This window comes from Xanthomonas translucens pv. cerealis, from assembly GCF_006838285.1.
GTDB classification, from domain to species: Bacteria; Pseudomonadota; Gammaproteobacteria; order Xanthomonadales; family Xanthomonadaceae; genus Xanthomonas_A; species Xanthomonas_A cerealis.
Genome location: NZ_CP038228.1, coordinates 514,786 through 526,868, shown reverse-complemented (window position 1 = coordinate 526,868; position 12,083 = coordinate 514,786). Strand labels below are relative to the sequence as shown.

Below are 12,083 nucleotides of genomic sequence, written 5' to 3'. Positions count from 1 at the left end.
CACAGGACCTTCCGAATGCGACTGACTCGTGGACTGCGCTACGGCGGCGAGGCGGCGATTGCGCTGTTGGTCGTGGCGGTGGTGGCGCTGATGATATTGCCGCTGCCCACCGCGCTGATCGATGCGCTGCTCGCCGTCAACATCGGACTCAGCGTGGTGTTGTTGATGGCCACCATGTATGTGCCGGACTCGCTGGCACTGTCCTCCTTCCCTTCTCTGCTGCTGTTCACCACCTTGTTGCGGTTGTCGCTGAACATCGCCTCCACCAAGTCGATCCTGCTGCACGCCAACGCAGGCCACATCATCGACAGCTTCGGCAAACTGGTGGTCGGCGGCAACCTTGTGGTGGGCATGGTGATCTTCCTGATCATCACGACGGTACAGTTCATCGTCATCGCCAAGGGCTCCGAACGCGTCGCCGAAGTCGGTGCGCGCTTCACCCTGGACGCGATGCCCGGCAAGCAGATGAGCATTGACGCGGACCTGCGCAACGGCAGCCTCAACGCCGACGATGCGCGCGTCAAGCGCGCGCGGCTGGCCATGGAGAGCCAGTTGCACGGCGGCATGGATGGCGCGATGAAGTTCGTCAAGGGCGATGCCATCGCCGGCTTGGTCATCACTCTGGTCAACATCGTGGCCGGCATCATCATCGGCGTCACCTACCACGGCATGAGCGCGGCCGAAGCCGCCAACCGCTTTGCGATCCTGTCCATCGGCGATGCGATGGTGTCGCAGATCGCGTCGCTGCTGATCTCGGTCTCGGCCGGCATCATGATCACCCGCGCCAGCGGCGAAGACGACGACAGCTCGCTCGGCAACGAAATCGGCAAGCAGCTCACCCGCAGCACGCAGGCGCTGTTCTGCGCCGCCGGCATGCTGGCCTGTTTCGCGCTGGTGCCGGGCTTCCCGGCGATGCTGTTCCTGCTGCTGGCCACGGCCATCGCCGGCGGCGGCTTCTGGCTGCGACACCAGCGCCGTGCCACCACAGGCCCGGTGCGCGCGCCGGTGACCGGCGCCGCGCGCCGCGGCAGCAAGGGGCAGACGCCGACGATCGCCGATCATGCACCGGACTTCGCCGCGGCCTTGTCGGTCAGGCTCGCGCCGGACCTGGCCGACCGCCTGCAAGCGGAGACGCTCAGTCGCGCCATTGAGCATGAACGCACGCTACTGGTAGAGGAACTGGGGCTGCCGTTCCCCGGAGTGAGCCTGTGGCGCGCGCCGGACCTGCAGGAGCATGAGTTCGAGGTGCTGGTGCACGACGTGCCGGTGCAGCGCGCATGCCTGCCGCCTAGCGCGCAACCGGAAAAGGAACTGGCGCAGCAGGCGACGCGTCCGCTGCGCGATCGCGCGCACCAGTTCCTCGGCCTGCAGGAAACCCAGTGGGTGCTGGAACAGATCAATGGCGACTACCCGGGCCTGGTCGCGGAAGTGCAGAAGGTCGTGCCGCTGCAACGCACCGCCGATGTGTTGCGGCGCCTGCTCGAGGAGCGGGTTCCGATCCGCAACATCAAGCTGATCCTGGAAAGCCTGGTGATCTGGGGCCCGAAGGAGAAGGATCCGGTGATGCTGACCGAGTACGTCCGCGGCGATCTGGGCGCGTTCCTGGCGCACCGGGTCAGCGGTGGCGCCCCGCAGTTGCCGGCACTGTTGCTGGAGCAGGCGCTCGAGCAGATGATCCGCCAGGCGATCAAGCCGACCCCGGCCGGCAATTTCCTGACCATGCCGCCCGAAGACGCGCGAATGGTCACCGACCGCATCATCGCCATGGCCGGAGACACGCCGAACGCACCGCTGGCGCTGATCACGTCCATGGACATTCGCCGCTACATTCGGCGAATGATCGAACCGCGGATCGACTGGCTTCCGGTCCACTCCTACCAGGAGTTGAATGGCCACATCGAACTGGCGCCGATCGGGCGCATCGGCTTGTAGCGATGCGCCGGCCGCTACGCCCCACCATCATCGGCAACGCGCCGCTGGCCGCACCAGGCGGCAAGTGTCCGCCGCCATCGGCCACGCGCGCGCGCTGGTCGCTGTATGGCACGCGCTACCGCGGGGCATGCCGCAGTGACCAGGAAGATCCGGAATGCGAGGACGAGGATGCGCACACCATCCTGTCCATGCTTGCGCCGGAGCCAGAAACGGCCGAAGAACGCGTGCAGACAGATACGCCGGAGCAGGCATCGCCCGATGCCGCGGCACCGGATCGCTACGATCCCGTCCAGCCAGTCCTCCCGCCGCCGACCACGCCCGCAGCCATCGAACGCCGCATCGCCAACGCCGTGCTGCACGACAGCCACGCGCGCCTGGCGATGCAACGGGTGGCCGCTCACGTGAGCGAGTTCTGCAATGCCGCACCGGTACGCGAAGGCGGCCTATGGGAAGCGCAGCTGGACCTGCGCGAGGACGTGCTGCCGGCCACCCACCTGTGGATGCGCCTTTCGCCTGGCTCGCTGTTACTTCGCTTCCGCTGCGGTACGCCGCTCGCGCAGCAGCTAGTGTGCACTGGTCGGCAAAGCCTGCACAAAGCGCTGGATGCCGTGTTGGATGAGCCTTGCGACGTGGATATAGAAGTCGTTTGAACCCCCTCCCCCTGTCGATGCCCATGTCCAGCCCAGCGATCGCCCCCATCTCGCAGCTGCAGACCCGTTTGCCGCGCATCGCACGCTCTGCGGTCCGGTTGGGACGCTTGTTGTGTCGCCAACCGCTGGCCGACGCGGCGGCGCTGACACTGCAGCACGGCTTGCCCGAGTCGAGGATCTACGCACGGGTGGGCGTGGAGCTTGGCAGCGCAGGCCGCTTGACGCTGTGCATGGATGTCGCTGCCGACCCCGCCTTGCGCGCGCTGCTGGTCGATGGCGGGGTGACGCAAACCGCCGTGGCGGCGCTGTTGCTGGACGCGCCGTTGGCGGCGCTGGCTCGGCTTGGCCTGGGCCAGCCGCGGGTCGTCGACTTCGCCCCCTGGCCGGCGCCCTTGCCCAGCGCATGCGGCCCCCTCCTGGTCCTGGGCGATACGGCGTTGCCACTGCCGTGCATGCCGGTGGACGCGTGCGCCGGCGCCATCCAGGCGCTGGAGACGGCATGCGGCAACATCGACCCAGGGGCGCCGACCGACGCAATGCTGCGGTCGCTTCGGCTGTGCGCATACCCGTGCCTCGGCGAGCGCCGCTATCGCAGCGAGCGGCTGGCCTCGCTGCGCCCCGGCGATGTGCTGATCGCGCCTCTGCAACGCCGCCATGGCGGCTATCGCGCCTGGCTGCGCTGCGGCGTGGCCACCGGCCGGCAGTGGCGGCTGCCCGGCCATATCGAACGCAACACCTTCCATATAGAGGACAGCGCAGACATGGCAGAGATGAGCGACGCCACCACGGCCGCCGAACCCGGGCAATCCGTCCCGCCGTCCGCGCCCGTGCCGGTCGAACAGGTGGACGTTCCGGTACAGCTGGAGCTGGATCCGTTGGTGCTACCGCTGGCCGAACTGGGCACGCTGCATCCTGGCCACGTGCTCGAGTTGAACACCTTGCTGGAAGACGCCTGTGTGCACTTGATGGTCTACGGGCAGAGCATCGGCAACGGACGCCTGATCGCCATTGGCGACCATCTCGGCGTGCAACTGGTCAGCGTGAACGGACACCCGCATGCAGACGCCTGACTTCGGCTCGCTGCTGCTGTTGGTGGTACTGCTGGCGATGCTGCCGTTCGCAGCCATGGTGATCACCTCCTACACGAAGATCGTGGTGGTCCTGGGCCTGCTGCGCAACGCCATCGGCGTGCAGCAGGTACCGCCGAACATGGTGCTCAACGGCGTGGCCCTGATCATGTCCTGCTTCGTGATGGCGCCGGTAGGCATGGAGGCGATGCGAATCGCCCGCGCCGGCGGCGGCACCGCACCGGGCACCAGCGAGGTGGTGGTCATGATGGACGCGGCGCGGCAACCATTCAAACGCTTCCTGTTGGCGCATACCCGCGAGCGCGAAAAGGCCTTTTTCATGCACTCGGCGCGGCAGATATGGCCCAAGGACCAGGCCGACGCGCTCAAGCCGGACGACCTGATCGTACTGGCCCCCGCCTTTACCCTGACCGAGCTCACCGATGCCTTCAGGATCGGCTTCCTGATCTACCTGGCCTTCATCGTGGTCGATCTGGTCATCGCCAATGCGCTGATGGCGCTCGGGTTGAACCAAGTCACCCCGACCAACGTGGCGATTCCCTTCAAACTGCTGTTGTTCGTAGCACTGGACGGCTGGTCCACGCTGCTGCACGGCCTGGTCCTGACCTACAGGTGATGCCATGGGTGCCGACGATCTGGTCCGCTTCACTTCCGATGCGTTGATGCTGTGCCTGATGGTTTCGCTGCCGGTGGTTCTGGTCGCCGCGGCCTCCGGCCTGGTGATCGCCTTTTTTCAAGCCGTGCTGTCGCTGCAGGACGCATCGATCTCCTTCGCATTGAAGTTGATCGTGGTCGTCGTCAGTTTGCTCATCGCCGCGCCATGGGGCGCCGGCGCAGTGCTGCAGTTCGCCAAGACCATGTTCGGAGCAGCCTTCCCATGATCATACCCCGTGTAGGCCGCCTCACCAGATCCGGCACGCAGATCGTCTCAGCGGACGGGACGCCGCCAGAGTGCCCCACGTCCGACGCGCATGCGCAAGAATCCGGCGAAAGCCAGAGCACTTGGCCGGGCGCCGTCGCCTCGGCGCGGTTTCCGCCGAGCTGGCGCAAGCGCAGGCGCCTGGTCGGCGGCCGTCATGTCGACGAAGAAGGCGAATTGCCCGAACCGCCATCGCTGGCGCTCGAAACCGAACGCGACGCCGAAGCCGCATCGCTCAAGGTCCATGCCGGCGCCCAGCAGCAAAAGAACCAGGAATCGGGCCAACACCAAAACCCTGGCGGCGGAGCTGCGCACGGCGGATCTGCGCACGACGCAACACCCGCGGCCGCACCGTCCTCAGCAGCCGCACCGTCCTCACAGGCCGGCGACGCGCCGGTGCCAGCGGCAGCGGCGCAACTTTCCGAGAGCGATGCGGCCTTCGAGCAGATCCTGCATGGTTACCGCAGCGCCGCCGGCGATCAGGCGCAGCCGGCGCTGGCACGCGCGCTGCTGCAGGTACGCGATCGCGTCCTCGATCGCTCGTTGCCGACGTCCTTCAACATCGCCAGCTGGATCCTGCTGCGCGAACACATCGCCCGCACCGCGCGGGCGACCGCGACGCCGAGCCAGTCGCTGGAACAGGTGCGCACGCAGCTGAGGGAGCTGGTAAAGCCCACCCCGAACATGCCGGAGCAGGGCACGCAGACCTTGCACCTGCTGCTGCCGCTGATGCTGCTGCATGCGAACCGACCGCGTAACGCAAGCCACAGCCAACGGGCCATCGCAATGCTTGACATCGCCTGTATCGGTATGGGGGGAGTTCGCGCATGAACGCCGAGATTCGCATCCTGACCGGGCGCCACGCAGGCGCGCGGATAACGTTGTCTCCAGGACGCTACCAGCTGGGCCGGGAAGAGGACGCCGACCTGCAACTCACCGATTGGACCGGCCCCTCGCTGACCTTGGAGATCGACGCAGATGCAAACGTACGCTATGCCGACAACACCCAGGCGGATGTGGAGCAAGCGCTGCAGCCATTCGTGCCGGTGTGCTTCGACGCCATCGTGTTGTGCATGGGACCGGCGGACCAGCAATGGCCGGACGAGTTGCAACTGCTTCGCGATGCGCTGCAACCGCATCAGGCCAGCCCATCTGCTAGCGCTCCCGCCACGCCGCCGCCGTCGCAGCGCAAGCGACGCTTCGCCTGGATCGCGGCAGTGACCGTGCTGGCCCTGACCTTGACGGCCTGGCGCTACGACGCACCAAGAGCGCATGCCATGTCCGCAGCCCAGACCCAGATGGCGCAGGCGAAGAAGGCCTTCGCGCGGCTGGGGCAGACGGAACTGCGCCTGCGTACTGTCGATGATCGCGTGGAGATCGAAGGCATGGTGCGCAACGTGACCGACGCGCAGTGCGTCGAGCATTGGCTGGAACGGCATCCAGGTCCATGGCAGACGCATTTCGGCGTCGCCCAGACGCTGATCGAATCGATGAACGAATCGCTGCACGAGCCGAACCTGACGATCCGCTATCGCGGGCATGGCGTGTACGAAGTCAGCGGCGCCAGCGAACACCCCGACACAGTGACGCAGCGACTGGAGCAACTGCGCCACGACATGGGTCCGCGCGTGGTGCGGATCGACGCAAGACTGCGCGCGCTGGACCCGCGCGACGCGTTGCCCAACACCTACGACACGGCCCTGTCCGTGGACGAATTGCACTACGTGGAGACGCCCGACGGCTCCAAACATTTCACCGACATCTCCCCCTAACACCGGATGACACCGCCATGTTCGAGACATTCGATAGCAGCATCGGCAACGATCTGAACAAACTGCTGGATACGCGCCGCGAGGATCCGTCAGGACAGCGCCTGGAGCGGGCCATCGCCGCACTGCGCGACGCCGCAGAACAAGCGAACCAATACAGGATCTCGGCGGTAGACGCCCACGAGCGCAGTCAGGCGCAGGTACTGCACGAGGGACTCCTCGCAGCCGCCGAGGTGGTGACCCAGGTGCGTGAATCCGACGTCTAAAGACTGCGCGGTAACTGTAACGTGAAGCCGTTTGGGATCGCTGCATGGACGCTGTGACGAGTACAGCCGGAAACAGCGCTCCCAAGCGACTTGTATCCGCTCTTTGGCCCCAACAGGCCAGCCACGATCCGTGCGGCAGGAGCCGCCGGTACCCACGCGAAAGCGTGTTCATTAAACAGCGATAATTTCGAGGAGAAAAAACTTATGGCACTTCCCTTTAGCGCCCTCGCGAACGCAGGCAGCGCATCCACTGCTTTCGGCTCCTTTCGTAATGGGCTTGCGGGCCTTGGCATCAATGGCGCCTCCGGCATGGCCAACAACGCCATCGGCGCAGGCCAGATGGGCTGCATGGTCGGAAACATGCGCACAGACGTCAGCAACCAGGAAGCAATGATGGATCAAGTCACCCAGATGCAGAACGAATTGAATATGCACATGGCGATGTGCCAGCTCTCGAAGCAGGCCGGCGCAAACGCAAAGTCGCTGACGCAGGGTTGATGAGCGGTAGCCGCGCTGCGCGGTGCAAACGGCGGCGAGACCTCCACCGGAGGCCTCGCCGTCAATCAGCCTGAATCTGAAAATCGGTTAGCGCAACGATGAACCAACCAGCTTTTTCCAGGCTGATAGACGATCTTTGCGCGGAATTAGGCATGGTCCCGGCCAATGTGGCGGGGACCCATTTTTCGTTCGAGAACGACGGTTTCCAGGTCACCCTGCGCTATCCGGACGACGCCGCTCTGGCCGAGCCCGATGCGGCGATGTACTTGCTGATCGGTTTCGGGGTAATGCCCCCGGGGCGTACCCTGCAGGTGTTCCGGCTCATGCTGGAGGCCAATCTTTCCGTCTATGCGCAAGACCAGGCGCAGTTGGGGCTGGAGCCGGCCAGCGGTGAAGTCGTGCTGATCGCCCGGGTGGGTCTGGACGCCGACATCCATGGCGGCTGGCTCGCCGATCTGGTCAACCACTATGTGCAACACGGCCGCTACTGGCGCGACACCATCTTCGCCTGTACCGACGAGATGTACTCGGCGCTGTGCACCGGAGACTATCTCTGGATCCGCGCCTGACCCATTCGCATGACCGGTGCCGCCGGGCTACATCCGCGGTTGAATCGCCCATGGCGCGCAATGCGTTCGCCGGTCGCCGACGCTTCACCCACCGCTAAAAAAGCTCCACGGCACGCCGGCGCCGCGACCGCCGGCCCGGGAGACGATCCCAGCGGCCTCCCGCTACCGATACGGCCTGGCCGCACAGCACACCCAGCGCACCGCCGGATGAATCCGCGCTTCTCGAAAAGCTGAACCACAGTCTGAGGCTGACCGCAAGCTAAAGCAAACGATGTCATCAGCCGTAATTTGAGACAGAGTGTTGCTTATTTCTTATCTTTCTCGCGATTATGTCAGGGCAGTGTTGCTAGGACGCTCCATTGTCCACCTCCCCCCGATAGCGACTTCGCGATATTTTTATGCACCCTGCCCTCATCACGACCCGCTCTTTCGCCGCTCCCCCTGCCACCGTAATGGCCACTTGCCCACACCGCAGCGCCGCTGCCGGCGCACATTGGAGAACGCCATGATGAGTCCGGATTGGGCACCCCGGGGACAGCACTACGCACTACTGAGCCGCGACCCGGCGCTGATCGCCCAGGTCTCCGAAAGCCTGCGCTGCCTGCGTCCGGAACTTCAGGTCTTCAGCGAAGAGCTCGAAGTGTTGCGCGCCCTGCGCCAGTCTCCGTGCGAATTGATCCTGTTCGACGCGAACTGCGCCTCGCCGCTGGACAGCGCGGTGCTAGCCTGGCAGCACTGCCATCAGGGCCGGCCAATCCCGCTGATCGTAATGGGCCGCTTTCCGACGTGCACGGCGATCTTCGACTGGTATCGTGCCGGCGCGCTGGATGTGCTCAGCATTCCGTTCAACACCAACGAACTGCACGTACGAGCCGCTCTGGCCACGCGCATGCTGGAGCCGGCCGCCAACGACGACCAGCGCATCCGCGTGGGAGCCTATCTGCTGGATCGCCCCAGCAGCACGGCCTATCTGAACGATGAGCCGATCAAGCTCACCGCGCGCGAGTTCTGCATCGCGTGGCTGCTGTTCTCCAATGCTGGCGTATGCCTGCGTCGCTGCCAGCTGGCCAAGACCATCTGGGGCAGCGTCAGCGACTTCACCGACCGCACCCTGGAGCAGCACATCTACAAGTTGCGCAAGAAATTGCGGCTATGCAGTACCGGCAGCGTGCGCATCCGCACCATCTATTCGCATGGCTACCAGCTCGAGCTGATCGAAGGCGAGCGCCCCTGCGAGCCGCCCTTGCCGCCCTTGGCGCCGCTGCCGGCAACACTGGCCAGCGCGTAAGCCCCCACGCTGGACGCCTCAGCATCCAGCGCGGCTGCAGCCATGCTTGACCGGCAACGGCCTGCCCCAACCCGTGCACCACGCTCTGCGCGGGCCGCGCCTTCGCTGACGGCGGCGGCCCGCGCACGAGCGGCTCACGCCCGCCAGCGGCCGGCCCGCCCGCTGTCGGCCAGCACGTGTACGCACCGGCGCCTGGCGCGCGCCGCAGCCGATCGCTAGCGTGCAGCGCGATCCGAGCGCAAAACGCCGGCATTGCAAATGTGGTGAATTTCACACTTTTTGCCAGCGCCGGCCGTCGCCGCGCGGTTCGCTTCGCTTGTCCGACAGCGGCTTCGTCTGCAGCGGCTCGGCCCCTTGAGCACACGACTCAAATGTTCTTCGCGGCTGCAAGGCATGCACCCAACATCAGGTCACGACCAACTGGTGACTGCACACCCTCTCCATCCCAGGTGAACTTTCCACCAGGTTAACTTTCCATGTCGAGTGAAAGCGAAGTACCCCCGCCATCCGTTCCGCTGCATGTTGTGTTCGCGCAAATCGGTTTGCACCTTGGCATCGATGCAAAGCTCATGCAGGCGGCCGCAGGCGGCGAGCCGTTCGTCGCTCCGTCCGGATTGCTGTGCCGGCTGCACAGCGAACCGCACGGGGCGGCGTGGCGCGTTTATCCCGAAGCGCTGCTGCCGCTGACCGGAGCCGAACTGGGCGGCGCGGACGTCGTCCGTCTGCTGGCGATCCAGGACCTCATGCTGACCGAGCATGGCCTGCGCCTGGGCCTGGCCGATGAAGGCATGTTGTCGCTGCGCCCGCTGCTTTATGCGGACGGCATCGACCAGGTGGCCACGCAGCTGGATCAGGTCCAGGCGCTGGGCCGGGCGATCCTGTTCGCGCTGCTGGACGACGCCCCGGCCGCGCACGCGCAGGAGGCGACGCAATGAGAGCGTCGTCACCCATCTCCGCCACCACCTCGCCGACGCGCGTTGCGCACGAGATGGCGTCCACGCCCCCGCAGGAATCGATCCAGCCCTCACCGCCCGCCGACATCCAGACCGAGGCGCTCTCGCAGCGCGCACCGCGCCCAGGGTCGCAGCGCAGCGGCCGCCTTCAGACAGGCGGTTCGCCCACGGCGGAGGGTGCGACGCCGTCAACCGCAAGCAGCTCCGTCCCAGAGATTCGCCTGTGGATCGGATCGCAGGACCCAGATCGCGCCGCCACGCTGCCTGTTGCAGGCCGTCTTCAAGAGCAGCCGGAACCGTCCTCTCGTTCCGACGTCGCGTCGCTGTCGCAGCTGCAGCGCCCCGCTTCGACGCAGGCTTCGGGCGCCAGCCGCAGCCAGCCGCCCCCTGCATTGCAGCGTCGGGCGTTCGTCAACCAATTGCGTATTTACCTGAACGAGTACCCCGCAACCGCGGACACAGACGATGCGCCGGAAACCCAGGAGCAACTGGAAGAGGAATACGTGGAGTGGGCGGCCGACCGATTGCAGCAGCGGCACGAAGCGTACGGCCCGAACGGCGGCTATCGCTTCAACGAAAACATGAGCGCGGCGGGCACCGCGGCGGCGTTGCCGGCAGCCTATGAAACGCTGAAGGGATTTCTCTCCTCCGCACTGCGAACGCCTCCCGGCAGCGCCACTGCGACCAAGTACGACCAGCAAGACGGCAGCCTCACCACCAAGGTCGGCCCGACGGCGGTCGGCGGGGCCACCTCCGGAATCACCTCCTACTTCACAGAGCAGATCCTGTTGAGCGCCATCGAACGCCGCGCGCGCCTGGCCAACATGCCCGCGTTCAAGCCCATTGCGCCGTCCATTCTCAGCCCGGAGCCCGGACCGGTGCAAATGGAGATCACCGCGGAGGGGAACAAGCACTTTTGGCGGCCACTGCGCGACGAGGAGGTCTCGCACCTCGAACACGAAGGCGACCGACCGACCTTCGGGAAACTGCAGAGCATCGCGCGCGACCGGCAACGGCAGCTGTTGGAGCGACAGAAGTTGATGGACGGCAAGGCCGAGGCAACCTTCCTGAAACCGGTGCTGAGCGGCACGCTCAACGGGGTACGGCGCAGCCTGAGCAGCACCGCAACCCTGCTGTCACCGCCCCTTGTGTTGGGCACATCGATGATCGGCTCCGGCACCTCCGGTGCGCTCGGCAAGGCCATCCTCGAAACCGGCAAGGCGCTACCTCGGGTCGGCCAGACCCAGGTGGACAATCTGGTCGGCGGCACCCAGACGGTCAATCTGTTCCGGCTCGCCCGCCACGACGAATCGGCGCCGGCGCTGCGCTGGAGCGACGCGCGGCGGTTGCATCACACGCTTGTGGAGATCGCGCAGGAAGCAGGCGCCCTGGCAACGCTACCGTTCACGTCGCCGCTGATGGCGGTGCGCAGCGTACGCGACCTGCTGCTGCGCCATATGGGCGGTAATATCTTGACCAGTTGGGTCGCCACCGGCGGAGGCATGGTCCTGGCGTCGCTGGTGCGCGGCAGCTACGGCACGCCTGGCACCAATGAATCCCTGTCCTCGCCCGGCAGCGTCGTCCAGCAATTCGGCCAGTCCTTCTCCAACGACGCGGTCTGGAATGCGACCAACAGCGCACTGAGCGATACCAAGCACGACCTGGCCGTCAACCTGGACGGGCATCGCGACAACAAACAGGCCAGGCTGAGGTCGAGGGCATTGACCATCCAGGCCGGGTTGCAGCCGGAGATCGACCTCATTCGCAATGCAGCCGAGCAGACCCAGAATGCGCGCCTGCAGCAGGTCGCTGCCGCGCTGGAGCAGTCGCTGCAGCATGGGACGGGCGTGCTCGAACGAAGCAGATTCGAGACAGCCCTCGCCACCATCGGCCAGGTGCTCGACGCGCCGGACGGCATCGAGCAGCAGACCCTGAATCGGCTGCGCACACTGCAAGACCAGGTCACCGACGTGCGTGGGCTGCTGATGCAGCGCCAAGCGCTGCTCGATTGGCGCAACGGGCGGCCGCGGACCAGCACGTAGGCCCAGCGCCGATCGCCCTGGAGCGCCCTGCCACACTACGTTGTGTTTCCTAAAAGAAAGGCCTATGCGCCGTTGAACACGCCCTCTAACGCGCCCGCATCGTCGGGGC

At 65.8% G+C, this 12,083-nt stretch carries 13 protein-coding genes; all 13 read left to right on the top strand.

What is annotated here, in order from left to right; genetic code table 11:
- Positions 1-15: 15 nt before the first annotated feature.
- The 13 genes from E4A48_RS02340 to xopF2 all read left to right on the top strand — a co-directional run bounded on the left by E4A48_RS02340 (position 16) and on the right by xopF2 (position 11,974).
- Positions 16-1,932 carry an FHIPEP family type III secretion protein gene (locus E4A48_RS02340; protein WP_039005664.1) on the top strand — a complete coding sequence of 639 codons (1,917 nt, stop codon included), beginning with the start codon at positions 16-18 and terminating at the stop codon, positions 1,930-1,932.
- A gap of 2 nt (positions 1,933-1,934) precedes the next feature.
- Positions 1,935-2,582, top strand: coding sequence for a type III secretion system protein SctP (gene sctP / locus E4A48_RS02335; RefSeq protein WP_039005665.1), 648 nt, complete (start codon positions 1,935-1,937; stop codon positions 2,580-2,582).
- A gap of 23 nt (positions 2,583-2,605) precedes the next feature.
- Positions 2,606-3,652: a type III secretion system cytoplasmic ring protein SctQ gene (sctQ, locus tag E4A48_RS02330; protein WP_039005666.1), complete on the top strand. Its 1,047-nt coding sequence runs from the start codon at positions 2,606-2,608 to the stop codon at positions 3,650-3,652.
- Positions 3,639-4,286, top strand: coding sequence for a type III secretion system export apparatus subunit SctR (gene sctR / locus E4A48_RS02325; RefSeq protein WP_039005667.1), 648 nt, complete (start codon positions 3,639-3,641; stop codon positions 4,284-4,286). The genes sctQ and sctR overlap by 14 nt, the downstream gene beginning before the upstream one ends.
- Positions 4,287-4,290: 4 nt before the next feature.
- Positions 4,291-4,551 carry a type III secretion system export apparatus subunit SctS gene (gene sctS, locus E4A48_RS02320; RefSeq protein ID WP_039005668.1) on the top strand — a complete coding sequence of 87 codons (261 nt, stop codon included), beginning with the start codon at positions 4,291-4,293 and terminating at the stop codon, positions 4,549-4,551.
- A complete protein-coding gene (locus tag E4A48_RS02315; protein ID WP_058196740.1) occupies positions 4,548-5,420 on the top strand; it encodes a hypothetical protein in 873 nt (290 codons plus the stop codon). The genes sctS and E4A48_RS02315 overlap by 4 nt, the downstream gene beginning before the upstream one ends.
- Entirely contained in the window at positions 5,417-6,361 is a 945-nt protein-coding gene (gene hrpD5 / locus E4A48_RS02310) for an HrpD5 family protein (RefSeq protein ID WP_058196741.1), read from the top strand. Before E4A48_RS02315 ends, hrpD5 begins: the two co-directional genes overlap by 4 nt.
- Before the next feature lie 17 nt (positions 6,362-6,378).
- Positions 6,379-6,624, top strand: coding sequence for an HrpD6 family protein (gene hrpD6 / locus E4A48_RS02305; RefSeq protein ID WP_039005671.1), 246 nt, complete (start codon positions 6,379-6,381; stop codon positions 6,622-6,624).
- Positions 6,625-6,714: 90 nt separating this feature from the next.
- Complete coding sequence (hrpE, locus tag E4A48_RS02300; protein WP_230812748.1) at positions 6,715-7,122, top strand: HrpE family protein; 408 nt, start codon at positions 6,715-6,717, stop codon at positions 7,120-7,122.
- Between the two features lie 98 nt (positions 7,123-7,220).
- Entirely contained in the window at positions 7,221-7,691 is a 471-nt protein-coding gene (locus E4A48_RS02295) for a CesT family type III secretion system chaperone (RefSeq protein WP_080763360.1), read from the top strand.
- A 508-nt stretch (positions 7,692-8,199) separates the two neighbouring features.
- A complete protein-coding gene (locus tag E4A48_RS02290; protein WP_039008887.1) occupies positions 8,200-8,979 on the top strand; it encodes a response regulator transcription factor in 780 nt (259 codons plus the stop codon).
- A 476-nt stretch (positions 8,980-9,455) separates the two neighbouring features.
- The gene (locus E4A48_RS02285) at positions 9,456-9,914 is read left to right on the top strand and encodes a hypothetical protein (protein WP_039005674.1); all 459 of its coding nucleotides are present in this window, start codon (positions 9,456-9,458) and stop codon (positions 9,912-9,914) included.
- Complete coding sequence (xopF2, locus tag E4A48_RS02280; RefSeq protein WP_142741821.1) at positions 9,911-11,974, top strand: type III secretion system effector XopF2; 2,064 nt, start codon at positions 9,911-9,913, stop codon at positions 11,972-11,974. Before E4A48_RS02285 ends, xopF2 begins: the two co-directional genes overlap by 4 nt.
- Positions 11,975-12,083: the final 109 nt, after the last annotated feature.

Coding starts and splice junctions, on each gene's coding strand:
- E4A48_RS02290 (WP_039008887.1), top strand. CDS start 8,200: ATGAGTCCGGATTGGGCACCCCGGGGACAGCACTACGCACTACTGAGC.
- E4A48_RS02295 (WP_080763360.1), top strand. CDS start 7,221: ATGAACCAACCAGCTTTTTCCAGGCTGATAGACGATCTTTGCGCGGAA.
- hrpD5 (WP_058196741.1), top strand. CDS start 5,417: ATGAACGCCGAGATTCGCATCCTGACCGGGCGCCACGCAGGCGCGCGG.
- sctR (WP_039005667.1), top strand. CDS start 3,639: ATGCAGACGCCTGACTTCGGCTCGCTGCTGCTGTTGGTGGTACTGCTG.
- E4A48_RS02285 (WP_039005674.1), top strand. CDS start 9,456: ATGTCGAGTGAAAGCGAAGTACCCCCGCCATCCGTTCCGCTGCATGTT.
- sctS (WP_039005668.1), top strand. CDS start 4,291: ATGGGTGCCGACGATCTGGTCCGCTTCACTTCCGATGCGTTGATGCTG.
- sctP (WP_039005665.1), top strand. CDS start 1,935: ATGCGCCGGCCGCTACGCCCCACCATCATCGGCAACGCGCCGCTGGCC.
- E4A48_RS02315 (WP_058196740.1), top strand. CDS start 4,548: ATGATCATACCCCGTGTAGGCCGCCTCACCAGATCCGGCACGCAGATC.
- E4A48_RS02340 (WP_039005664.1), top strand. CDS start 16: ATGCGACTGACTCGTGGACTGCGCTACGGCGGCGAGGCGGCGATTGCG.
- xopF2 (WP_142741821.1), top strand. CDS start 9,911: ATGAGAGCGTCGTCACCCATCTCCGCCACCACCTCGCCGACGCGCGTT.
- hrpD6 (WP_039005671.1), top strand. CDS start 6,379: ATGTTCGAGACATTCGATAGCAGCATCGGCAACGATCTGAACAAACTG.
- sctQ (WP_039005666.1), top strand. CDS start 2,606: ATGTCCAGCCCAGCGATCGCCCCCATCTCGCAGCTGCAGACCCGTTTG.